This window comes from Lysobacter enzymogenes, from assembly GCF_023617245.1.
GTDB lineage: Bacteria > Pseudomonadota > Gammaproteobacteria > Xanthomonadales > Xanthomonadaceae > Lysobacter > Lysobacter yananisis.
This window is the reverse complement of the sequence record NZ_CP067396.1, coordinates 2,522,443-2,543,226: the sequence shown is the minus strand read 5'-3', so window position 1 is coordinate 2,543,226 and position 20,784 is coordinate 2,522,443. Positions and strand designations below refer to the sequence as shown.

At 70.8% G+C, this 20,784-nt stretch carries 22 protein-coding genes and 1 tRNA gene; 14 read left to right on the top strand and 9 right to left on the bottom strand.

Going from position 1 to position 20,784, the window contains the following annotated elements:
- Window position 1 precedes the first annotated feature (1 nt).
- Complete coding sequence (locus tag JHW41_RS10730; RefSeq protein ID WP_250449887.1) at window positions 2-4,669, top strand: non-ribosomal peptide synthetase; 4,668 nt, start codon at window positions 2-4, stop codon at window positions 4,667-4,669.
- A 50-nt stretch (window positions 4,670-4,719) separates the two neighbouring features.
- Here the strand turns inward: JHW41_RS10730 and JHW41_RS10725 are convergent, their stop codons facing one another.
- Window positions 4,720-5,661, bottom strand: a complete 942-nt coding sequence (locus tag JHW41_RS10725) for a LysR family transcriptional regulator (protein WP_250449886.1) — start codon at window positions 5,659-5,661, stop codon at window positions 4,720-4,722.
- A 65-nt stretch (window positions 5,662-5,726) separates the two neighbouring features.
- On the opposite strand from JHW41_RS10725, the gene JHW41_RS10720 reads away from it, so the two are divergent.
- Window positions 5,727-6,344: a LysE family transporter gene (locus JHW41_RS10720; RefSeq protein WP_250449885.1), complete on the top strand. Its 618-nt coding sequence runs from the start codon at window positions 5,727-5,729 to the stop codon at window positions 6,342-6,344.
- A gap of 15 nt (window positions 6,345-6,359) precedes the next feature.
- Here JHW41_RS10720 and JHW41_RS10715 read toward each other — a convergent pair whose 3' ends face one another.
- A complete protein-coding gene (locus JHW41_RS10715; protein WP_250449884.1) occupies window positions 6,360-6,962 on the bottom strand; it encodes an FMN-dependent NADH-azoreductase in 603 nt (200 codons plus the stop codon).
- A 124-nt stretch (window positions 6,963-7,086) separates the two neighbouring features.
- Between JHW41_RS10715 and JHW41_RS10710 the strand changes: the two genes are divergently transcribed.
- The gene (locus tag JHW41_RS10710; RefSeq protein WP_057947943.1) at window positions 7,087-7,464 is read left to right on the top strand and encodes a winged helix-turn-helix transcriptional regulator; all 378 of its coding nucleotides are present in this window, start codon (window positions 7,087-7,089) and stop codon (window positions 7,462-7,464) included.
- On the opposite strand, the gene JHW41_RS26835 is transcribed toward JHW41_RS10710, so the two are convergent.
- Complete coding sequence (locus JHW41_RS26835; RefSeq protein WP_428995534.1) at window positions 7,364-7,669, bottom strand: DUF6053 domain-containing protein; 306 nt, start codon at window positions 7,667-7,669, stop codon at window positions 7,364-7,366. The genes JHW41_RS10710 and JHW41_RS26835 overlap by 101 nt on opposite strands.
- A gap of 50 nt (window positions 7,670-7,719) precedes the next feature.
- Between JHW41_RS26835 and JHW41_RS10705 the strand changes: the two genes are divergently transcribed.
- The 8 genes from JHW41_RS10705 to JHW41_RS10670 all read left to right on the top strand — a co-directional run bounded on the left by JHW41_RS10705 (window position 7,720) and on the right by JHW41_RS10670 (window position 14,247).
- Window positions 7,720-8,400 carry an HvfX family Cu-binding RiPP maturation protein gene (locus tag JHW41_RS10705; protein WP_250449883.1) on the top strand — a complete coding sequence of 227 codons (681 nt, stop codon included), beginning with the start codon at window positions 7,720-7,722 and terminating at the stop codon, window positions 8,398-8,400.
- Window positions 8,401-8,484: 84 nt separating this feature from the next.
- Window positions 8,485-8,901: an EF-hand domain-containing protein gene (locus JHW41_RS10700; protein WP_250449882.1), complete on the top strand. Its 417-nt coding sequence runs from the start codon at window positions 8,485-8,487 to the stop codon at window positions 8,899-8,901.
- Window positions 8,902-8,981: 80 nt separating this feature from the next.
- Window positions 8,982-9,854 carry an HvfB family MNIO-type RiPP peptide maturase gene (locus JHW41_RS10695; protein ID WP_250449881.1) on the top strand — a complete coding sequence of 291 codons (873 nt, stop codon included), beginning with the start codon at window positions 8,982-8,984 and terminating at the stop codon, window positions 9,852-9,854.
- A complete protein-coding gene (locus tag JHW41_RS10690; protein WP_250449880.1) occupies window positions 9,847-10,632 on the top strand; it encodes an HvfC family RiPP maturation protein in 786 nt (261 codons plus the stop codon). Before JHW41_RS10695 ends, JHW41_RS10690 begins: the two co-directional genes overlap by 8 nt.
- The gene (locus JHW41_RS10685; RefSeq protein ID WP_250449879.1) at window positions 10,629-11,276 is read left to right on the top strand and encodes a ferric reductase-like transmembrane domain-containing protein; all 648 of its coding nucleotides are present in this window, start codon (window positions 10,629-10,631) and stop codon (window positions 11,274-11,276) included. Before JHW41_RS10690 ends, JHW41_RS10685 begins: the two co-directional genes overlap by 4 nt.
- A gap of 36 nt (window positions 11,277-11,312) precedes the next feature.
- Window positions 11,313-11,885 carry a thioredoxin family protein gene (locus JHW41_RS10680; RefSeq protein WP_250449878.1) on the top strand — a complete coding sequence of 191 codons (573 nt, stop codon included), beginning with the start codon at window positions 11,313-11,315 and terminating at the stop codon, window positions 11,883-11,885.
- A gap of 281 nt (window positions 11,886-12,166) precedes the next feature.
- Window positions 12,167-12,907 (top strand): response regulator, encoded by a 741-nt coding sequence (locus tag JHW41_RS10675; protein ID WP_250449877.1) that lies wholly within the window; start codon window positions 12,167-12,169, stop codon window positions 12,905-12,907.
- The gene (locus tag JHW41_RS10670; RefSeq protein WP_250449876.1) at window positions 12,904-14,247 is read left to right on the top strand and encodes a sensor histidine kinase; all 1,344 of its coding nucleotides are present in this window, start codon (window positions 12,904-12,906) and stop codon (window positions 14,245-14,247) included. The genes JHW41_RS10675 and JHW41_RS10670 overlap by 4 nt, the downstream gene beginning before the upstream one ends.
- A 180-nt stretch (window positions 14,248-14,427) precedes the next feature.
- Here the strand turns inward: JHW41_RS10670 and JHW41_RS10665 are convergent, their stop codons facing one another.
- From JHW41_RS10665 to JHW41_RS10650, 4 genes are all read right to left on the bottom strand, one after another.
- On the bottom strand, window positions 14,428-14,637 hold the full coding sequence (locus JHW41_RS10665; protein WP_250449875.1) for a hypothetical protein: 210 nt from the start codon (window positions 14,635-14,637) through the stop codon (window positions 14,428-14,430).
- A gap of 15 nt (window positions 14,638-14,652) precedes the next feature.
- Window positions 14,653-14,970: a hypothetical protein gene (locus JHW41_RS10660; protein ID WP_250449874.1), complete on the bottom strand. Its 318-nt coding sequence runs from the start codon at window positions 14,968-14,970 to the stop codon at window positions 14,653-14,655.
- A 113-nt stretch (window positions 14,971-15,083) separates the two neighbouring features.
- Window positions 15,084-15,173 (bottom strand) — tRNA-Ser (locus JHW41_RS10655).
- 91 nt (window positions 15,174-15,264) lie between these two features.
- Window positions 15,265-16,287, bottom strand: coding sequence for a LysR family transcriptional regulator (locus JHW41_RS10650; RefSeq protein WP_343226607.1), 1,023 nt, complete (start codon window positions 16,285-16,287; stop codon window positions 15,265-15,267).
- A 123-nt stretch (window positions 16,288-16,410) separates the two neighbouring features.
- Between JHW41_RS10650 and JHW41_RS10645 the strand changes: the two genes are divergently transcribed.
- A complete protein-coding gene (locus JHW41_RS10645) occupies window positions 16,411-16,989 on the top strand; it encodes an FMN-dependent NADH-azoreductase (RefSeq protein WP_057947951.1) in 579 nt (192 codons plus the stop codon).
- Between the two features lie 186 nt (window positions 16,990-17,175).
- On the opposite strand, the gene JHW41_RS10640 is transcribed toward JHW41_RS10645, so the two are convergent.
- On the bottom strand, window positions 17,176-17,580 hold the full coding sequence (locus JHW41_RS10640) for a hypothetical protein (protein WP_250449873.1): 405 nt from the start codon (window positions 17,578-17,580) through the stop codon (window positions 17,176-17,178).
- 99 nt (window positions 17,581-17,679) lie between these two features.
- On the bottom strand, window positions 17,680-18,972 hold the full coding sequence (gene serS, locus JHW41_RS10635) for a serine--tRNA ligase (RefSeq protein WP_250449872.1): 1,293 nt from the start codon (window positions 18,970-18,972) through the stop codon (window positions 17,680-17,682).
- Between the two features lie 177 nt (window positions 18,973-19,149).
- Here serS and JHW41_RS10630 point away from each other — a divergent pair, with 177 nt between their 5' ends.
- Entirely contained in the window at window positions 19,150-19,818 is a 669-nt protein-coding gene (locus JHW41_RS10630) for an energy transducer TonB (RefSeq protein WP_250449871.1), read from the top strand.
- Between the two features lie 196 nt (window positions 19,819-20,014).
- Entirely contained in the window at window positions 20,015-20,605 is a 591-nt protein-coding gene (locus JHW41_RS10625) for an energy transducer TonB (protein WP_250449870.1), read from the top strand.
- Window positions 20,606-20,784 lie beyond the last annotated feature (179 nt).

The window sequence follows — 20,784 nt, the reverse complement described above, 5'->3', positions numbered from 1 at the left end:
GATGACCACCGCCCATGAACAGCACGACCGCCTGACGGAATCGAACCGGAGCGCCGCGATGAACCCGATCAAGTCCCTGCTCGGCCGGCTCGACCCGGCCGAAACCGCGCGCCTGCGCGGCCTGCGCCGCGAACTCGGCCTGGCCGCGGGCGAGCCGGCCGCCGGCGACGAACCGCCGCTGGCGCCGCGCGCGCACGCGCCCGGCGCCGACCTGCCGCTGTCGCCGGCTCAGCAACGGCTGTGGTTCCTGGCCCAGTTGGAAGGCGTCAGCGCGACCTATCACGTACCGCTGGCGGTACGCCTGCGCGGTGCGCTCGACCGCGCCGCGCTCGCGCGCGCGCTCGACGCGCTGTTCGCCCGCCATGAGGCCTTGCGCAGCGTGTTTCCCGCGCGCGAGGGCGAGCCCTGCGCGCGCCTGCTGCCGGCGTCGCACGGCCTGCCGTTGCGCGAGCACGACCTGCGCGACGCCGGCGACCGCGAGGCCGCGCGCGCCGCGCTCGCGGCCGAGGAACTGCACGCGCCGTTCGACCTCGCCGCCGGCCCGCTGATACGCGCGCGCTTGCTGCATCTGGCCGAAGACGACTACGAACTGCTGCTGACCCAGCACCACATCGTCTGCGACGGCTGGTCGTTGGACGTGCTGGCGCGCGAGCTCAGCGCGCTTTACAACGCGTTCTCCGGCCGCGCCTTCGCCGCCGCCCACACCGATCATGCCGATGCACTGCCGCCGCTGGCGCTGCAATACCCCGACTACGCCGCCTGGCAAAACCGCCTGTGCGACGGCGCGCGTCTGCGCGCGCAGGCCGACTATTGGCAACAGCGCCTGCGCGGCGCGCCGCCGCGGCTGGAACTGCCGAGCGACCGGCCGCGTCCGCCGCAGCAGTCCTTCGCCGCCGCGACCGTGCCGGTTCGGCTGGACGCGCACGCCACCGCCGCGCTCAAGCGCATCGCCCGCGGCCACGGCGCCAGCGTCTTCATGACCGTGCTGGCGGCCTGGGCGGCGGTGTTGACGCGGCTGTCGGGCCAGGACGAGGTGGTGGTCGGCACGCCCGCCGCCAACCGCGGCCATGCCTTGCTGCAGCCGCTGATCGGCTTCTTCGTCAACACCCTGGCGCTGCGCATCGACGTGGCCGGCGCGACCAGCCTGGGCGGGCTGCTCGAACGCGCGCGCGACGCCGCGCTGGAAGCGCAGGACCGCCAGGAGTTGCCGTTCGAGCGTGTGGTCGAACGACTGCAACCGCAGCGCCGGCTCGACGCCACGCCGCTGTTCCAGGCGCTGCTGGCCTGGCAGAGCAATGCGCCGCCGGCGTTCGAGTTCGCCGGCCTGCGCGCCGATCCGCCGCGCCTGCACACCGACACGCTCAAGTTCGACCTGGAACTGCACCTGCACGAAGACGCCGACTGCATCGGCGGGACCTTGTACTACAGCACCGCGCTGTTCGACCAGGCCACGATGCTGCGCCAGGTCGGCTATCTGCGGGCGATGCTGCAGGCGATGATCGCCGACGCCGCGCGCGCGCCGGGCGAGGTCGAACTGGTCGATGCGGACGAACGCGAGTTGCAGCTGCGCGGCTTCCACGCGAACGCCGCGCCGCGGCCGCCGCGCGAAGCCGCGCACCGCGCGTTCGAGCGGCAGGCGCGGGCGACGCCGGACGCGATCGCGGTCGCGCACGGCGAACGCCGCTGGCGCTACGACGAACTCGACCGCGCCGCGGACCGGCTGGCCGCGCGGCTGCGCGCGGCGGGCCTGCGCTGCGGTGGCATCGTGGCGCTGTGCCTGCAACGCGGCATCGGCCCGGTGGTGGCGATGCTGGCCACGCTCAAGGCCGGAGGCGCCTACCTGCCGCTGGACGCGGACTACCCGACGGCACGGCTGGGCCAGATCCTCGACGACGCCGACGCGGCGGTGCTGCTCGCCGACGCCGCCGGCCGCGCCGCGCTGGCCGATTGCGGCGCGACCCTGCCGCCGACGCTCGATCCGGACGATGGTTCCGCGCCGGCGGACGCCGTCGCCATCGACGATGTCGACAGCGATGATCTCGACCGCGACGATCCCGACGCCCCGGCCTATCTGATCTACACCTCCGGCTCGACCGGCGCGCCCAAGGGCGTGCTGATGCCGCACCGCCCGCTGCTCAACCTGCTGCACTGGCAGGCGCGCGCCCTGCCCGCCGCGCAGACCACCCTGCAATACGCCGCGCTCGGTTTCGACGTGGCGTTCCAGGAAATCTTCGGCTGTCTCGGCCAGGGCGGCACCCTGGTGCTGGTCGACGCGCTGCTGCGCTTCGACTTCCCGGCCCTGCTCGCGCACCTGTGCGAACACCGCGTGCAGCGCCTGCACCTGCCCTACATCGCCCTGCAAGGGCTGGCCGAAACCGTCGCCGGCTGCGACCCGGCGCAGGCGCGCGCGCTCGACCGGCATCTGCGCGAGGTCGCCGTGGCCGGCGAGGCGCTGCGCATCACTCCGCAGATCCGGCGCATGTTCGAACGGCTGCCGCGCTGCCGCCTGCACAACCACTACGGCCCCAGCGAAACCCATGTCGCCACCGCGCTGACCTTGGACGGGCCGCCGCAGTCGTGGCCGGAACTGGCGCCGATCGGCCATCCCATCGACGGCGCCCGCGTGTACCTGCTCGATCCGCAGCGCCGGCCGGTGCCGCTGGGCGCGGCGGGCGAACTCTACGTCGGCGGCGCCGCGGTCGCGCACGGCTATCGCAACCAACCCCGGCTCAGCGCCGAACGCTTCCTCGCCGATCCTTTCGCCGCGCCCGCCGACGGCGACGGCGACGGCACGCCGCCGCGTATGTATCGCACCGGCGATCTCGCCCGCTATCAGGCCGACGGCCGGCTGCTGTTCCTCGGCCGCAACGACCGCCAGATCAAGATCCGCGGCTTCCGGGTCGAGCCCGGCGAAATCGAGGCGCGCCTGGCCGCGCACCCGGGCGTGGCCGAAGTCGCGGTGATCGCGCGCGAGGACCGTCCCGGCGAAACCCGCCTGGTCGCCTACGTGGTCGCCGCCGATCCGACGCGGCCGCACGCGCAACTCGCCGCCGAGTTGCGCGCCGCCGCGGCCGCCACCCTGCCCGACTACCTGCGGCCGTCGGCCTTCGTCGCGCTGCCGCGCCTGCCGCTGACGCCGAACGGCAAGCTCGACCGCGACGCGTTGCCGGCGCCGGACGGCAGCGACCTGGCCCGGCGCAGCGACGCTCCGCCGCGGCCCGGCGCCGAGAGCGAACTGGCCGCGATCTGGCGCGACCTGCTCGGCCTGCCGGACCCGCAAACGATCGGCCGCGACGATCATTTCTTCGAACTGGGCGGTCATTCGCTGCTGGCCGCGCGGCTGGCCGCACGACTGGGCCGGCGCGCGGGCGCAGCGGTGCCGGTGCGCGAAGTGTTCGCGCGCCCGCTGCTGAGCGAGATGGCCGCGCTGCTGGCGCCGGCCGCAGCGGCTGCCGTGCCGGCCGCGCTCGACCTGCCCGCCGAAGCGCGCCTGCCCGACGACGTGTCGGCGACCTTGCGCGCCGCGTCGCTCGACCCGGCGCGCCGCGCCGCGCGCGACCGCGCGACGGCGGCGCCGCAACGCGTGCTGCTGACCGGCGCCAACGGCTTCCTCGGCGCCTACCTGCTGCGCGAGCTGCTGCGGCGCACGCCCGCGCGCGTGCACTGCCTGTTGCGTTGCGACGGCGCCGACCAAGGCCGCGCGCGCCTGCGCGCTGCGCTCGCCGCGTACGGGATCGAGCGCGACTGCGACCTCGAGCGCGTCGAGATCGAACCCGGCGACCTCGCCGCGCCCGCGCTCGGTCTGACCGCGGCGCGCTTCGACGCGCTCGGCGAGCGCCTGGACGCGATCTACCACAACGGCGCCTGGGTCCACTCGCTGCATCCGTACCGCACGCTCAAGCCGGCGAACGTGCTCGGCACCATCGAAATCCTGCGCCTGGCAGCACGCGGCGCGCCGAGCCGCGTGCATTACGTCTCCACCGTCGCCACCCTGCCGCCGCGCGATCCCGCCGTCGCCGGCCGCCTCGACGAGGAAACCGTGTTCGCGCGCTGGCAGGGACTCCTCACCGGTTACGCGCAGAGCAAATGGGTGGCCGAGCAGTCGCTGCGCGCGGCCGGTGCGCACGGGCTGCCGTTCGCGGTGTATCGCCCGACCCACATCAGCGGCGACAGCCGCAGCGCGGCCAGCAACGACCGCGACACCTGGAGCCTGTTCGTCGACGCCTGCCTGCGCCATCGCTGCGTGCCGGAACTGGAGGAAACGCTGAACTGGCTGCCGGTGGACTGGATGAGCGCGTTCATCGTCGAACTGTCGTTGCGTACCGATGCCGACGGACGCAGCCACAACCTGATCCATCCGCAGTCGTTCCCGCTGCGGCGGCTGACCGACGCCATCGCCGCCAGCGCCGGCGCGCCGGTACGGCGCCTGGGCTACCGCGACTGGCGCGCGCTGTGCGCGGCCGATCCGGCCAGCGCCGATGTCGCCGCGATCCTGCCGGCCGAGCTCGCCGACGAACCCGGCCTCGCCGATGCCTTCGGCGAGGCGACGATCGGCAACGCGGTCAGCGAACGCATCGGCGCGCAACGCTGTCCGCCGCTCGACGACGCGCTGCTGCGCGCTTACGTCGAACGCCGCAACCGCGCGCTGGCTGCGGTACGCAGCGGTTGATGCGCGGCCGCACGCGGTCGCCGTTCGCGGCGGCCGCGCCGCGGCGACGCTCAGGCCTGCGCGCGCAACCACGCCGCCAGCAGCGCCGCCGGCGTGCCGGCGCGCGCCGGCGCCGGCGACAGCAGGAAATACGCGCTGCCGTCGGCGACGAAGCCGAACGGCGCCGCCAACACCCCGGCATCGACATCGTCGCGCACCAACTGCCACGGCCCGATCGCCACGCCGACGCCGGCCGCCGCGGCCTGCAGGCTGAAATAGAAATGCTCGAAGGTCTGCGCCGGCGCGCGCGGCAAGCGGCGCCGCGCAGCGCGCGCCCACTGCGCCCAGGCGTCAGGACGGGTGGCGCTGTGCAACAACACCGCGCCCTCGCTCAATCGCGCGCCGCGGCCGGCGCCATCGACCCGCGCATCGCGATAGGCCGGACTGCACACCGGCCCCACCCGCTCGTCGAACAGATGCTGCGCGTGCACCTCGCGGCCCCAGGAAAAATCGTTGCGGCGGATCGCCAGGTCGACCTCGCCGAACCCGACCGGGCCGCCGCCGGCGACCCATTGCAGGGCGATTTGCGGATGCGCGGCCTGGAACGCCGGCAGCCGCGGAATCAGCCAGCGCATCAGCAGGGTGGGTTCGCACGACAGCACCAGCGCCGGCTTGCGCGCAGGCTCGCGCAGTTCGCGCACGGTCGCCGCGAGCAGGTCGAACGCGGCGGCCGCGGCGTCGCGCAGGCGCTCGCCGGCCGCGGTCAGATGCACGCGCTGGCTGCGCCGCTCGAACAGCGCCACGCCGAGCGCGTCCTCGATCGAGCGCACCGCCCGGCTGATCGCGCCGTGGGTCAGGTGCAGCTCCTGCGCGGCGCGGGTGAAGCTGCCCAGGCGCGCGGCCGCTTCGAAGCAGCGCAGCGCGCCCAGCGGCGGCAGCGCGGCCAAGGCGCGGCGCGCGGGCGACGGCTGCGAAGTTGGTGAGTCTGACTCACCATTATGGTGAGAATTCATCGTTTGCGGCTCCGCTGGCTCGCGCCTAATTTAGCCGCAAACCACCCGGACCGCGCGTGCCGCCCATGCAGGAACTGTTAGCCATAGTCACCATCACCACCCTGGCGGTGATCAGCCCCGGCCCCGACTTCGCCATGGTCTCGCGCAACAGCCTGCTGCACTCGCGCCGCGCCGGCGCGCTGACCGCGCTGGGAATCGCGCTGGGCGTGTGGGTGCACGTCGGCTACACCCTGCTCGGGGTCGGACTGCTGATCCGCGAGTCGATCCAGCTCTACGCCGCGCTCAAGCTGCTCGGCGCGCTGTATCTGATCTGGCTCGGCGTGCGGATGCTGCGCTCGCGCGCGCACGACGCGCCGGCGCCGGACGCGCCGGTCGCCAGTGGCGACCTCGCCGCCCTGCGCGCCGGATTCCTGACCAATGCGCTCAATCCCAAGTGCACGGTGTTCGTGGTCAGCCTGTTCCTGCAGGTGGTCGGTCCCGACACCCCTCTGGCGATCAAGCTCGGCTACGGCGCGTTCGTCTCCGGCGCGCACCTGCTCTGGTTCGCCCTGGTCGCGCTGTTGTTCTCGCAGGGCGCAGTGCGGGCACGGCTGTTGCGCTGGCGCGTCGCCATCGACCGCGCGTTCGGCGCGCTGCTGGTCGGCTCCGGCGCGGTGCTGGCGGGCTCGGCCCTGCGGCGCTGAGCCCGCCGCGCGCGCTCAGGCGGCGCGCAATTGCTCGACTTGCTCCAACGCTCCGGCGACCGCGCGCTCGGCCTGCTCTGGCCCCATCTTCAGGCCTTCGGCGCGCACGAACTCCAGTTGGGTCACGCCGAGGAAACCGAAGAACGCGCGCAGATAGTTCTCGTGGTGCTCCAACGCCGCCATCGGCGTCTGCGGCGCGTACACGCCGCCGCGGCTGGAAGCGACGATCACGCGCTTGGCGCCGAGCAGCCCCTTGGGCGCGCCGTTCTCGTAGCCGAAGGTCTTGCCGGGTACCGCCAGCGCGTCGAGCCAAGCCTTGAGCGGCGCGGGAACGCTGAAGTTGTACATCGGCGCGCCGACGACGATCGCGTCGGCGGCCAACACCTGCGCCAGCGCGGCGTTGAGCGCGCGCACTTCGTCGTTGTCGGCCGGCGCGGCCGGATCCAGCGCCGCGGCGTTGGCGGTGGTCAGCGCCGGCAGCGGCTCGCTGTTGAGATCGCGGTAGACCACGTCCGCGCCGGGCGCCAGCGCGCGCAGCTTGGACACGATCGCCGCCGACAGTTTGCGGCTGACCGATTGGTCCCCGAGGATGCTCGAATCGATGTGCAGTATGTTCATGGACAGGTCGCCTGATTAAGGAAGAGGGCCGCGAAAACCCTGCAAACGCAGGCGTTTTCCGCTTGCCGGAAAATCTATTGGCGTATAGTGATCCTCACAAGAAGGATGATTTTCCGGACTAGGTATGCCCGACCATACTGACGACACCTGCAACGCCCACGCCGACCGCGTCGAAGAAGGCCACGCCGAAATCCGCGCCGCGTTCTCCGCGTTCGCGGGCAAATGGAAGCTGGAAATCCTGTGGTTGCTGAGCCGGCGCCTGCATCGCTTCAACGAACTCAAGCGCGCGATTCCCGGCGTGACCCAGCACATGCTGACCCAGCAGCTGCGCGAACTGGAGGCCGACGGCATGGTGCGCAGAACGGTGTATCCCGAAATCCCGCCGCGGGTGGAATACGAGATCACCGAGGACGCGCGCCGGCTGCGGCCGGTGTTCGAGGCGATCTTCGCCTGGTCGCGCCAGCGCGGCGCGGCCGGCCGCGACACCGACGCGGCCGCCTGAAACTTGTTCTTGTGGGAGGGCCTTCAAGCCCGATGCTCTTCGTCCAGGTCGCCTCGCCCTGAAACAAGAGCATCGGGCCTGAAGGCCCTCCTACAAGAGCCTGGCCACCGCGCCGGCGATATTTGTATCCCAATGTATCCGCCCGTCCCCACGCCACATTAGGCGACAAAACCCCGCCTCCCCCGACACGCTGCCGATACCGCATCGCCGCGAAATAGCGCCACACCCACCGGGCGCCATTTCCAGGAGCGAATCATGCAGCCGTCCCCCGCCTCCACTCCCTTGTTCTCGCGCATCGACTCGGTCGGCGCCTGGGTCGCGCCGGCCGCGCTGCGCGCGGTGCTGGCCTGGGAATTCATCGAATCCGGACTTGAGAAGCTCCACGGCGAAAACTGGTTCGCCGAACTCGGCGACAAGTTTCCCTGGCCGTTGTCGCTGCTCGGCGCCGACGCGTCCTGGTTCGCCGCGACCTGGCTGGAACTGATCGGCGGCGCCGCGCTGCTGCTCGGCCTGGGCACGCGCTACGCCGCGTTCGCGCTGTGGGTGCTGACCGTGGTCGCGATCTACGCCGTGCACTGGCCCGAGCAATGGTCGAGCCTGGCCGAGTTGTGGCAGGGCTATGCGATCAGCGACCAGGGCCACGGCAACTACAAGCTGCCGCTGCTCTACCTGGTGATGCTGCTGCCGCTCGCGCTCGGCGGCGGCGGCCGGCTGAGCCTCGACTACGCGATCGCGCGCTGGCTCCGCAACGCCTCGCCCGACGCCGTCGCCGACGGCCGCAGCTGGGCCCTGGTCGCGCTCGGCTTCGGCCTGCCCAGCGCCTGGCTGCTGCCTTGGTTCGGCGGCGCGCTGGTCGCCCTGGCCGCGGCGCTGGCTGTCGCCGCGCTGTTGCGGCGCGACCCGTCATTGCGCAACGCCGCCGCACGGCGCGGCTGAAATCCGCGCGCCCCTCATCCGCTTCCGCGCCGTTACCCCGGCGCATTCCCCGCGGTCCGTCCGCACCTTCCCAGGAGTCACCTCATGTCGCGCAACCCCACCACCGCCCGTCCCGTCCGCACCCTCGGCCTGCTCGGCGTCGCCCTCGGCGGCGGCCTGCTGCTCGCCGGCCAGGCCTTCGCGTCGCAACCGCTGGCGCAGGGCTATCTGGTCTCCGCCGGCCACGCCGCCAAGGCCGCCGAAGGCAAGTGCGGCGAGGGCAAGTGCGGCGAAGAAAGCTTCGCCAAGACCGACGCCAACCACGACGGCAAGGTCTCGCGCGAGGAATTCGTCGCCCGCGCGCCCGACCGCGCCGCCGAGTTCGACGCCATCGACAAGAACCACGACGGCGCGATCTCGCTGCCGGAGGCGCTGGAATCGGTCAAGGCCGCGCGCAAGGCCGCCGGCAAGCCGCTCGGCGAAGGCAAGTGCGGCGAGGGCAAATGCGGCGGCAAGCGCTGATCGCGCGCTGACCGCCGTCCGAGCCGTACCGCCCCTTCCCTCCCCGGGGAAGGGGCGCTTTGTCCACACGAGGCTTCGCCATGACCGCATCCCATGCTCCGCCGCGCGCCGCCGGCCTCGGCCTGCGCCGCGCGCTGATTCCGCAACTGCTGGCGATGGACGCCGGCGCCGTCGACTTCCTCGAATGCGCGCCCGACAACTGGATCGGCGTCGGCGGCCGCAACGGCGCCGCGCTGGCGCAACTGGCCGCGCGCTTCCCGCTCAGCGGCCACGGCCTGTCGTTGTCGCTGGGCGGCACCGCGCCGCTCGACCTGGAACTGCTGCGGCGCACGCGCGGATTCCTCGACCGCTTCGACGTCGCGCTGTACAGCGAGCACCTGAGCTACTGCGCCGACGACGGCCACCTCTACGACCTGCTGCCGATCCCGTTCACCGAGGAAGCCGTGCGCCACGTCGCCGCGCGCATCCGCCAGGCTCAGGACGCGCTCGGCCGCCGCATCGCGGTCGAAAACGTCTCCTACTACGCCGCGCCGCACCAGGCGCTGGCCGAGGTCGACTTCGTCCTCGCCGTACTGGCCGAGGCCGATTGCGATCTGCTGCTCGATCTCAACAACCTCTACGTCAACGCCCACAACCACGGCTACGACGCGCGCGCGTTCCTGGCCCGGCTGCCGGCCGCGCGCATCGCCTCGATGCACATCGCCGGCCACTACGACGACGAGGGCGGACTCAAGATCGACACCCACGGCGCGCCGGTGCGCGACGACGTCTGGGCGCTGCTGGCCGAGGCCTACGCGCGCTTCGGCGTGCGCCCGACCCTGCTCGAACGCGACTTCGGTTTTCCGCCGCTGTCGGAGCTGCTCGCGGAAGTCGAACGTATCCGTTCGCTGCAAACCGCCGCCGCGCGCGCGTCGGCGCGCCCGGCCGAACGCGCGGAGCCGGCTCATGTCTGAGCGCCTGCGCCGCCAGCAGTTCGCCCTGACCCGGCACCTGCGCGACCCCAACCGCTACCCGCCGCCGCCGGGCATCGAGGAACGCCGCCTGCGGGTCTATCGCGAACTGCTGTTCGGTTCGATCGAAGGCCTGCTCGCCGGCGGCTTCCCGGTGGTGCGCGCGACCCTGGGCGAAGCCGACTGGCGCGCGCTGGTGCGCCGCTTCTATGCCGCGCACCGTTGCGCCACGCCCCTGTTTCCGCGGGTCGGCGGCGAGTTCGTCGACTTCCTGCAGCGCCCGCGCGGCCGCGTGCGCGGCGCGCCGTGGCTGGCCGAACTGGCGCATTACGAGTGGGCCGAAGCCGCGCTGCTGTCCTGCGACGACGCCGCGCCCGCGCACCGCGCCGACGGCGACCTGCTCGACGGCGTGCCGCTGCTGGCGCCGTGGGCGTGGCCGCTGGCCTACCGCTGGCCGGTGCACGAGATCGGCCCCGCGCTGCGTCCGCGTCGCGCCCCGGCCGCGCCGACCTTGCTGCTGGTGCATCGCGACCGCGATGGCGATGTGCGTTTCGCCCGGTTGACGCCGCTGTCGTACCGCCTGCTCGCCGCCGTGCGCGCGCAGCCGCGCAGCGGCGCCGAGCACCTGCGCGCGCTCGCCGTTGAAGCCGGCGCGCCGGCCGAGTCCTGGTTCGCCGAAGGCCGCGCCGCGCTCGCGCAATGGCGCGACCAGGGCGTGGTGCTCGGCACCGTCGCCGAAGCCGTTCCGCCTTCATCCGCCATCGCCAGGAGCCGTCCATGATCCGGTCCCGTTCCACTTTCAGCGGCTGGCCGCTGCTCGGCGTAATCGCCATCGCCGTGCTCGCCATGACCGGGCTGACCATCGCCGCGCAGGCCGAGTTGGTCGACGGCGTGCACAGCGCGGTCCGCGCCACCGCGCGCAGTTCGTTCGCGCTGTTCCTGCTGGCCTTCACCGCCTCGGCCTTCGCCGTGCTGCTGCCGGGAACGGCCAGCGCGGCGCTGTTGCGCGAACGTCGCTACGTCGGTCTGGGCTTCGCGTTCTCGCACCTGGTCCACGCCGTCCTCATATACGCCTACGGCCGCCTGGCGCCGGAGTTCTGGCCCAGCCGCACCGGCCTGGCCAACGTGCCGGGCACGATCGGTTATGCGTTCTTGCTGGCGATGACGATCACCTCGTTCAAGCCGGTCGCGCGGCGCATGAGCGCGACCGCGTGGAAGCGCCTGCACACCGCCGGCATGTGGGTGCTGGCCGCGGTGTTCGCCCTGTCCTACTTCAAGCGGATCCCGATGAACCCGGCGTACGCGCTGCCGTTCGCGCTGCTGACGGCGGCGATCGCGATCCGCGCGCTCGGCAAGCTCGCGCAGGCCAACAAGCGCCGGCAGCGGAGCGCCCGCGCGCAACCCGCTGCGTTGCGTTCGTCCTGAGCCGTTCCCTCACCGCTTCGATCCGGAGTCCAGACCATGTCCCGCACCGTCCTTGCGCAACCGCCGTTCGCGATCAAATCCCTGCTGCTCGCCCTGAGCCTGTGCCTCGGCGCGGTAGCCTGCACGCCCGGCGCCCAGGCCGAACCCGTCCAGCCCACCGCGCGCCAGCCGGCGCCGCCGGCGCCCGATTTCCAGGGCATCCACCGCTGGATCAACAGCCCGCCGCTGCGCATGAGCCAACTGCGCGGCAAGGTGGTGCTGGTGGAATTCTGGACCTATGCCTGCATCAACTGCCTGCATGTGCAGCCGCACGTCAACCGGTGGCATGCGCGCTACCGCGATCAAGGCCTGGCCGTGGTCGGCGTGCACACGCCCGAGTACGACTACGAACACCTCACCGGCAACGTGCGCGCCGCGGTCGAGCGCCTCGGCATCGACTATCCGGTCGCGCAAGACAACGACTACGCCACCTGGAACGCCTACGGCAACCGCTTCTGGCCGGCGATGTACCTGATCGACCGCGACGGACGCATCGTCTACAAGCACTACGGCGAGGGCGATTACGACAAGACCGAGGCGATGATCCGCGAGTTGCTGGCGGAGCGTTGAGCCGCGTTCCCGCCGAAGGATCACGCGCGCCTGCCGAACAGCACCCATGTCGAACCTGCCCCGCCCCGTCGTTCCGGCGAAAGCCGGAATCCATTTCGACTTCGCTTCTCCCGGCAATCGCCATACAGCAAAAGCGACAACAGAATGGATTCCCGCTTTCGCCGGAATGACGGGGGCAAGGCGCGTCAGTGCCGTCGTCGCGCCCGCCTCGCCCGCCGCGAACACCCACCTCCACCCACTTCGACGTGCATAATCGCCACGCACCGCCCCCAGGACCGGCCATGAAACCCAGCGACCACATCCTGATCGTCGACGACGACCGCGACATCCGCGACATGGTCGCCGACTACCTGCGCAAGAACGGCCTGCGCGCCAGCACCGCCGCCGACGGCCGCGAGATGCGCGCGGCGCTGGAAGCGCAGGACGTCGACCTGATCGTGCTCGACCTGATGCTGCCCGGCGACGACGGCCTGGTGCTGTGCCGCAACCTGCGCGCCGGCCCGCACAAGGCGATCCCGGTGCTGATGCTGACCGCGCGCGACGACGCCACCGACCGCATCGTCGGCCTGGAAATGGGCGCCGACGACTACCTGGCCAAACCGTTCGCGCCGCGCGAGCTGCTGGCGCGGATCAACGCGGTGATCCGGCGCACGCGCATGCTGCCGCCGAACCTGCGGGTCAGCGAGGCGACGCGGCTGATCGCGTTCGGCCACTGGCGCCTGGACACCACCGCGCGCCACCTGCTCGATCGCGACGGTACCGCCATCGCGCTCAGCGGCGCCGAGTTCCGCCTGCTGCGGGTGTTCCTCGACCATCCCCAGCGCGTGCTCAGCCGCGACCAGTTGCTCAACCTCACCCAGGGCCGCGACGCCGAGCACTTCGACCGCTCCATCGACCTGCTGGTCAGCCGCCTGCGCCAGCGCCTGCAGGACGACGCGCGCGACCAGAGCTACATCAAGACCGTGCGCAGCGAGGGCTACGTGTTCTCGCAGGCGGTCACCCTGGTCGGCGAAGACGCATGAACGCACCAGCCGCCGTCGCCGCCAAACCCGCGCGCGGCTGGCTGCCGCGCAGCATGGCCTCGCGCCTGTACCTGATCCTGTTCGCCGGGCTGGCGCTGGCGCACGCGCTGTCGTTCTCGCTGCTGTTCTACGAGCGCTACGTCACCGCGACCTCGATGATGCTCGGCAACCTCGAGCTCGACGTGCGCACCGCGGTGGCGGTGCTCGACCGCCTGCCCGCCGACGAGCGCGCGCAGTGGCTGCCGCAGTTCAAGCGCCGCACCTACCACTACCTGCTCGGCCCGGGCGAACCCGGCCAGGCGCGGCTCAGCGCGCGCGCCCAGGACATCGTCGGCATGGTCGGCGGCGCGCTCGGCTCGCGCTATCCGCTGCGCGCGCAAACCGTCGACACCCGACCCGAGCGCTTCCAGATCCACCTCACCCTCAGCGATAGCCGGCCGCTGACGATCGAAGTGATCCCCTCGACCATGCCGATCGCGCAATGGTTGCCGTACGTGCTGGCCGCGCAGTTGGCGTTGCTGCTGCTGTGCGCGTGGCTGGCGGTGCGCCAGGCCGCGCGGCCGCTGGAACGGCTGGCCCAGGCCGCGCAATCGCTGAGCCCGGCCGGCGACGGCCAGCGCCTGGGCGAAACCGGCCCGACCGAAGTGGCCCAGGCCGCGGCCGCATTCAACGCCATGCAGGACCGCATCGGCGCCTACCTGCGCGAACGCCTGCAGATCCTCGCCGCGATCTCGCACGACCTGCAGACCCCGATCACCCGCATGCGCCTGCGCACCGAAGCGATGGACGACTCGCCCGAACGCACCCGCCTGCTCGAAGACCTCGAACAGATCCAGCACCTCGTGCGCGAAGGCATCGCCTACGCCCGCAGCGCCCACGGCAGCGCCGAAAGCGCGATCAAACTCGACCTCGACGCCTTCCTCGACAGCCTGGTCTGCGACTACCAGGACACCGGCAAAGCCGTGTCCCTGAGCGGCCGCGCCGACGCCGCGCTGGTGACCCGCGCGCACGCGCTGCGACGCGTCGCGACCAACCTCATCGACAACGCGGTGAAATACGCCGGCGCCGCCGAAGTGCAGGTTTCGCGCGGCGTGGACGACGGTTTCCTGATCGAAGTGCTCGACCGAGGGCCGGGGATTCCGGCCGAGGAACTCGATGCGGTGATGCAGCCGTTTTATCGGCTGGAGGCTTCGCGCAATCGCGATACTGGTGGCACGGGGCTCGGGTTGGCGATTGCGCAGCAGTTGGCGCAGTCGTTAGGTGGGCGGTTGAGCCTGTCGCAGCGCGAGGGTGGTGGGTTGCGGGCTTCGTTGTGGCTGCCGGCGCAGTCCCAGGGCTAAACCTACGCGCGCATTAATACTCGCCCCAGCGCGACGGCTCCAGCGCCTAGGCGACACGCTCCGGGCCCACAGACGGCGCAACTGCAGAGCGACCTTGCTCATCAGCATCGCGGCAGCCATTTATTACACTATTACGCGCCGAACGGCGCCCACGTGTGTGCCAGCGGCACGGATATCGTTTTATTTGTAAACTTCGATATCTATTAGGCTTGTTTCAATCATGTACGCAGTCACGCCCGCAGCCTTCGCCAGTTCGACCACTACCTCGCGCGCGTGATCGCCAGTAATGATGAACACACCCGGAGCAAACTCCTTTCCATGCCCGTTCATGAATGCAGAAAAGTCTTTCGGCTTGTCGGAAAAAGCCAGATACGTAGCCTTCAATGCCATTGTTATGCTCCTTAATTAACCAAGCTCTTCGCCGAGCTCTGAAAAGGATTTCGGCGGATCCATCGATTTAAACCTAGCGCTGTCAGCAGGCGCGTTTTTTTTCGGCAAATCCACGCTGCCAAGTACCGCTACCGTTGAATGCCAAGGCCCACCATTTCCGTCATGCGTCGTTTGGCTGCCGACATGCAGCAATACATATCCATGCTGCTGAATCAAGTGCCGTACCGATTCATCGAACTCCAATTCTCCGCCGATTCTTTGGCTGCAAGAAGGGCAACCTCTTTCAACTGTAGTACTTACGGTGATGATCGCTTGCGCCTCTCTAACGTCCATGCTTGAATTCCTGCTGATGGTATTGGTGGATCGAGTCTATTCCCTAGACCTGTCCTGAGTCGATGCCACTTTCCTTCCGCAGGCGATAGCATTTCCGCCGATTACAAGATAAGTGGCGGAGAGAGTGGGATTCGAACCCACGGAAGGTTTAACCCTTCGGCGGTTTTCAAGACCGCTGCCTTAAACCACTCGGCCATCTCTCCGTAAAAGAACCGCGAACCCGTTGGGTTCGCCAGGCCGCCATCCAAACCAAGCGGCCATCGCGCCCGGCCTTGCGCCGGGCGCGGCATTGTCTCACGCCTGGGCCGGGACGCCAGCGCCCTTGTCGGTCTTCTTGCCGGCCTTGGCGTCGCGCGCGGCGACGCTGTCCGGGCACGGTTGGCCGCCCTTGATGTCGCTGCACTGCAGGCGCGCGGATTCGACCAGCGACGGCGCTTTTTCGGCGAGGAAGTCGATGAATACCCGCACCGCCGGCAGCAGGCCGCGGCGCGAGGCGAACACGGCGTGGAAGATGCCCTGCGGCAGGCGCCAGTTCGGCAGCACCACTTCCAGTTCGCCGCGGCGCACGGCTTCGGCGCAGACGGTTTCCGGCAGCAGGGTGATGCCGACGCCCTGCTCGGCCAGCGCCATCAGCATCGGGAAGTCGAAGCCCATCACCCGCGGCTTGAGTTCGACTTTGCGCACTTCGCCGTCGGGGCCGTGCAGCTCCCAGCGCTGGCGCGCGTCGTCTTCGCTGATGCTCAGGGTGACATGCTCGGCCAGTTCGTCCGGGTTGGTCGGCCGGCCCATGCGGTTGAGGTACTTCGGGCTGGCCACCAGCAGTTCCTGGATCTGGCCGAAGCTGCGCATCACCAGGCTGCCGTCGTCGTCGAGCTTGGAGCGCACGCGCAGGGCCACGTCGACGCCTTCGTTGATGATGTCGACGCGACGGTTGCTGACGTTGAGCTGCACCCGCACCTGCGGGTACTTGGCCAGGAATTCGGGCAGCAGCTTGGGAATCTGCTGCTGGGCCAGGCCGACCGGCACGCTGACCCGGATCACCCCGCGCGGTTCGGCGCTGAGCCGGTCGACCACTTCGCGCGCGGCCTGGGCCTCGGCCAGCATCGACTGGGCGTGGCGATACACGCTGTTGCCGACCTCGGTGACGGCGAAGCGGCGGGTCGAGCGCTGCAGCAGGCGCACGCCGAGGTCGGTCTCCAGTTGGCTGATGCGCCGGCTCAGGCGCGACTTGGGAATGCCCAGCGCGCGCTCGGCGGCGGCGAAACCGGCGTGGTCCACGACCATCGCGAAGTAGTACAGGTCATTCAGATCGTGCATGACGATAGTTCCAAAATTAGAACAGCGAGTGATATTGAACCAACTTTATCCCATGATCGCAACGATCCAGACTTTGCTCCAACGCGGCAAGGCCCGCATAGAACGACCCGACGAGGTCCCGACATGAAGCTTTTGCACATCGATTCAAGCGCTCTGGGCGCAAATTCCGTGACTCGCGAGCTGTCCGCGGCGGTTGCGGCGCGCTGGCAGGACGATCTGCCGGGCGTGGTCGTGGATCACCTCGACCTGGACGCCGACCCGATCCCCCATCTTACCGGCCGTTCCCTGGCGAAGGACGATCCGGCCGAAAACGACCGATCCGAGCGTATCCTGCAACAATTCCTGCAAGCCGACGTGATCGTGATCGGCGCGCCGATGTACAACTTCGGCATTCCTTCGACGCTGAAAGCGTGGATCGACCGCATCGCGGTGGCCGGCAAGACCTTCCGCTACACCGCCGAAGGGCCGGAAGGCCTGGCCAAGGGCAAGAAGGCGATCATCGTCAGCGGCCGCGGCGGTCTGCACAGCGGCCAGCCCAGCGATTTCCAGGAGACCTATCTGCGTCACGTCCTGGGCTTCGTCGGCGTGACCGATGTCGAGTTCGTGCGTGCCGAAGGTGTGTCTTACTCGCCCCAGCACCGTGCCGACGCGCTCGCCGCGGCGCACGCTTCGATTCCGCGGCCGCAGCGTCTGGCGGCCTGATCGCGATCTGAAACCGGAAGGCGCCGGCTTGGACGGCCGGCCGCCTCCGCGCGCAAGTCCGGCGCTCCCTCCCCCGCGCCGGCATTGGCCGGGCCCCGATGGGCCCGGCTTTTTTATTGCCGCGCCCGTGGTGGCCGGTGCCGGGCATCCGGGCCGCGGCGGCGAAGCCAGCTGCGATCCAGAAACCTACCCTTCGCCGGCCTCGCGCGGCGGCGCGGCAGGGCCGGATTCTCCAGGCGCCGGCGCGGCGCCGGGCTGCGCGCGCAGCACCCAGCGGCGGGCCAGCCGGAAGCCGCACACGATCGCCGCCACCGCGCCGACCGGCAGCGACAGCAGGATCACGAAAAAGGCCGCATCGTCGAGTTCGCCTCCGATCGAGGCGACCGTGCCCCACACCAGCGCGATCGCGGCGACGCCGGCCAACACGCCGGCGCCGACGCCGAGCAAGGCGCGCGCGAACAAGCGCGCGTTCGCCAACGGCTGCGCGCGGCGGCGGTTGGCCGGGCCGAGCGCGGCGTACTGCAGCGCCGACCACAGCGCCAACGCCAGCAGGACCTTGGCGACGACCATGAACAGGAAGTACGAGTCCATGCCTCAACCCTCCGTGGTTGCCCGCTGCGCGCGGCCGCCGCGCCGTGCGCTCGCGTCCGCGCGGCTCAGTTCAACTCAGTCCGCCCGGCGCCCGCGCGCTCAGGCCAGGACCTCGATCCCGCCCATGTAGCGACGCAGCGCCTCGGGCACGGCGATCGAGCCGTCGGCGTTCTGGTAGTTCTCCATCACCGCGATCATGGCCCGGCCGATGGCCACGCCGGAACCGTTGAGGGTGTGCACCGGCTCGGGCTTGCCGGTCGCCGGGTTGCGCCAGCGCGCCTGCATGCGCCGGGCCTGGAAGGATTCGCAGTTGGAGCACGAGGAGATCTCGCGGTAGCGGTTCTCGCTCGGCAGCCACACTTCCAGGTCGTAGGTCTTGGCCGCGGCGAAACCCATGTCGCCGGTGCACAGCAGCATGCGCCGGTACGGCAGGCCGAGGGTTTCCAGCACCACTTCGGCGCAGCGGGTCATGCGCTCGTGCTCGGCGTAGCTCTCCTGCGGGCGGGCGATCGCGACCAACTCGACCTTCTCGAACTGGTGCTGGCGGATCATGCCGCGGGTGTCGCGGCCGGCGCTGCCGGCCTCGGCGCGGAAGCACATCGAGTGCGCGGTCATGCGCAGCGGCAGCGCGGCGTCCTCGACGATCTCGTCGCGCACCACGTTGGTCAACGGCACTTCCGAGGTCGGGATCAGGTAGCGCTTGCTCGCCGCCTCGCCCTCGCCGACCACGGTCGCGAACAGGTCGTCCTCGAACTTGGGCAACTGGCCGGTGCCGCGCATCGAGTCGGCGTTGACCAGCAGCGGCACGCTGGTTTCCTGGTACTCGTGCTGTTCGACGTGCAGGTCCAGCATGAACTGGGCCAGGGCGCGGTGCAGCCGGGCCAGGCCGCCGCGCAGCACGGTGAAGCGCGCGCCCGACAGCTTGGCCGCGGTCTCGGCGTCGAGCCAGCCGTGGCGGGCGCCGAGCTCGACGTGGTCCTTGACCGCGAAATCGAACTCGCGCGGCGCGCCCCAGCGGTGTTGTTCGACGTTGCCGGCCTCGTCGGCGCCCAGCGGCACCGAGTCGTGCGGCAGGTTCGGGATCGCCAGGGCGACGGCCTCGATCTCGGCCTTGATCTCGTCCAGGCGCGCCTCGCCGCGCTTTTGCTCGTCGCCGGACGCGGACACCTGGGCCATCAGTTCGGCCACGTCCTCGCCCTTGCTCTTGCGCTTGCCGATCTCGCCGGACAGCTTGTTGCGCTGCGACTGCAGCTCCTGGGTGCGCACCTGCACCATCTTGCGCTCGGCCTCCAGCGACGCCAGCGCGTCCGCGTCCAGGGCGAAACCGCGGGTGGCGTGCAGGCGGGCGGCGACTTCGGCGGGCTGTTGGCGCAGCAGATTCGGATCGAGCATGGGGTGCCGGTATCGGGATGCGTGGCGGGAAGAACCGCAGATTATCGCGTCGCGCGGGCTTTTTCGCGAATCGCGCGCGCGTCGACGGGGCCGGCGCGCGCGATCGGGCCGGCGCGGCGCGGCGTTTCGTTGCAGAATGCACGCCATCACGCATTGGACTTGCGAGCCTGCCGCCCTATGTCGACGCCCTCTCCCGCACCGCGCCGTTCCCTCAACCTCGCCGCCTGGCTGCCCTCGGGCAAGGCCTGGCTGTGGGTGGCCGGCGCGTTCGCGATCGGGCTGGCGCTGTTCGCCTGGGTCTGGCAGAGCAACCGCGGCAGCGGCGACGGCTTCTATCGCGCGCAGGGCACGCCGCCGACCAGCGAGCAACCGTTCTACGCGCCGCTGCCGGCGCCCGCGCCGGCCGACGGCAGCGCCGCCCCGGCGCCGGCGCCGCAGCAGCAATTGCCCGAAGCGGCCCAGCCGGGCGGCGACGAGCGCCCGCAACTGGTCGAGAACCCCAGCCCGCCGCCTCCGCCGCAGGCCTCGCCGAGCGCACCGGCGCCGGCTCCCGCCGCGCCGACCGGCGCCTACGTCGCCGCCGCGCCGCTGTCGGCCAATCGCGCGCCGCAGTATCCGCCCGCCTCGCTGCGCCGCGGCGAAGGCGGCACGGTGCGGGTGCAGGTGCGGGTCAACGAACAGGGCGAGGTCGACGACGCCGAAGTGGTCCAGGGCAGCGGCGTGCGCGCGCTGGACCGCGCCGCCGTGAGCGCCGTGCGCGCCTGGCGCTTCCGCCCCGCCACCCGCGGCGGCCGCCCGGCGGCGGATACGGTGATCGTGCCGATCACGTTCAATCCGAATCAGTGAAAGCGAGAAGTGAGCGCAGAGGAGTGAGGAACGAGCGAAAGCGGCTCTTGCTCACTCCTCACTCCTCTGCGCTCACTTCTGAATCTCTAAATCGGTGCTGAACCGGATCGACACGCCGTTCACCCACGGGTAACGCCGCCGCTCGGAAGCTCGCCCTCCACGAACCATCCCCCGGGTTCGTCGAAAGGAGGCCTGCATGAGCACTGCATCACATTCCATCGAGTCCGACGCGCGCGAACACGAGGCGCCCGCCATCGCCACCGGCGAATCTCCCGGCCGCACCGGCCTGTGGCTGCTGCTGATCCTGCTCGGCGCCGCCTTCCTGGGCTGGTACTTCTACGGCAAGCGCCCGGTGCAGCAGGCGCCCGCGCCGCTGGCGCCGGTGTTGGCGCTGCCGCCGGTCGAGCGCACGCCGGGCACCGCCGCCGACCTCGACAAGGCCCAGGCCGCCGCGGCCAAGGCGGTGGCCAAGGGCGCGCGCGAGAAGTCCGCGGTCGCGGCCAAGCCGCGCGCGACCGATGCGCGCGCGCTGGCGCGCAACCCGCAACCGCAGTACCCGGTCGCGGCGCTGCGTCGCGGCGAAGGCGGCACCGTGGTGCTGCGGGTGAACGTCGGCGCCGACGGCAAGGCCGACCAAGTCGCCCTCGCCCGCCGCAGCGGCTCGCGCGACCTCGACCGCGCCGCGATGGTCGCGGTGCGCGATTGGCGCTTCAAGCCGGCCACGCGCAACGGCCGCGAGGTGGCGTCGGTGGTCGAGCAGCCGGTCGAGTTCCGGCCGATGCAATGAAGTGAGCTTCGCGGCGATCTGAGCGCAAGGCGTCGGGACTGAAGTCCCTCCCACAGGAGCAGTCGTCTCTATCACAACAGCGATTCTGCGTTCGCAGCCATCGGCTGTTGTGGGAGGGCCTTCAGGCCCGACGCTTTCCGGTCGGATCGCCGCGGACTGCAACCAAAGCATCGGGCCTG

Excerpts from the sequence above, each read along its gene's own strand:
- JHW41_RS10730 (WP_250449887.1), top strand. The coding sequence starts at position 2 with ATGACCACCGCCCATGAACAGCACGACCGCCTGACGGAATCGAACCGG.
- JHW41_RS10725 (WP_250449886.1), bottom strand. The coding sequence starts at position 5,661 with ATGAATTCTCACCATAATGGTGAGTCAGACTCACCAACTTCGCAGCCG.
- JHW41_RS10720 (WP_250449885.1), top strand. The coding sequence starts at position 5,727 with ATGCAGGAACTGTTAGCCATAGTCACCATCACCACCCTGGCGGTGATC.
- JHW41_RS10715 (WP_250449884.1), bottom strand. The coding sequence starts at position 6,962 with ATGAACATACTGCACATCGATTCGAGCATCCTCGGGGACCAATCGGTC.
- JHW41_RS10710 (WP_057947943.1), top strand. The coding sequence starts at position 7,087 with ATGCCCGACCATACTGACGACACCTGCAACGCCCACGCCGACCGCGTC.
- JHW41_RS26835 (WP_428995534.1), bottom strand. The coding sequence starts at position 7,669 with ATGCGGTATCGGCAGCGTGTCGGGGGAGGCGGGGTTTTGTCGCCTAAT.
- JHW41_RS10705 (WP_250449883.1), top strand. The coding sequence starts at position 7,720 with ATGCAGCCGTCCCCCGCCTCCACTCCCTTGTTCTCGCGCATCGACTCG.
- JHW41_RS10700 (WP_250449882.1), top strand. The coding sequence starts at position 8,485 with ATGTCGCGCAACCCCACCACCGCCCGTCCCGTCCGCACCCTCGGCCTG.
- JHW41_RS10695 (WP_250449881.1), top strand. The coding sequence starts at position 8,982 with ATGACCGCATCCCATGCTCCGCCGCGCGCCGCCGGCCTCGGCCTGCGC.
- JHW41_RS10690 (WP_250449880.1), top strand. The coding sequence starts at position 9,847 with ATGTCTGAGCGCCTGCGCCGCCAGCAGTTCGCCCTGACCCGGCACCTG.
- JHW41_RS10685 (WP_250449879.1), top strand. The coding sequence starts at position 10,629 with ATGATCCGGTCCCGTTCCACTTTCAGCGGCTGGCCGCTGCTCGGCGTA.
- JHW41_RS10680 (WP_250449878.1), top strand. The coding sequence starts at position 11,313 with ATGTCCCGCACCGTCCTTGCGCAACCGCCGTTCGCGATCAAATCCCTG.
- JHW41_RS10675 (WP_250449877.1), top strand. The coding sequence starts at position 12,167 with ATGAAACCCAGCGACCACATCCTGATCGTCGACGACGACCGCGACATC.
- JHW41_RS10670 (WP_250449876.1), top strand. The coding sequence starts at position 12,904 with ATGAACGCACCAGCCGCCGTCGCCGCCAAACCCGCGCGCGGCTGGCTG.
- JHW41_RS10665 (WP_250449875.1), bottom strand. The coding sequence starts at position 14,637 with ATGGCATTGAAGGCTACGTATCTGGCTTTTTCCGACAAGCCGAAAGAC.
- JHW41_RS10660 (WP_250449874.1), bottom strand. The coding sequence starts at position 14,970 with ATGGACGTTAGAGAGGCGCAAGCGATCATCACCGTAAGTACTACAGTT.
- JHW41_RS10650 (WP_343226607.1), bottom strand. The coding sequence starts at position 16,287 with ATGCACGATCTGAATGACCTGTACTACTTCGCGATGGTCGTGGACCAC.
- JHW41_RS10645 (WP_057947951.1), top strand. The coding sequence starts at position 16,411 with ATGAAGCTTTTGCACATCGATTCAAGCGCTCTGGGCGCAAATTCCGTG.
- JHW41_RS10640 (WP_250449873.1), bottom strand. The coding sequence starts at position 17,580 with ATGGACTCGTACTTCCTGTTCATGGTCGTCGCCAAGGTCCTGCTGGCG.
- serS (WP_250449872.1), bottom strand. The coding sequence starts at position 18,972 with ATGCTCGATCCGAATCTGCTGCGCCAACAGCCCGCCGAAGTCGCCGCC.
- JHW41_RS10630 (WP_250449871.1), top strand. The coding sequence starts at position 19,150 with ATGTCGACGCCCTCTCCCGCACCGCGCCGTTCCCTCAACCTCGCCGCC.
- JHW41_RS10625 (WP_250449870.1), top strand. The coding sequence starts at position 20,015 with ATGAGCACTGCATCACATTCCATCGAGTCCGACGCGCGCGAACACGAG.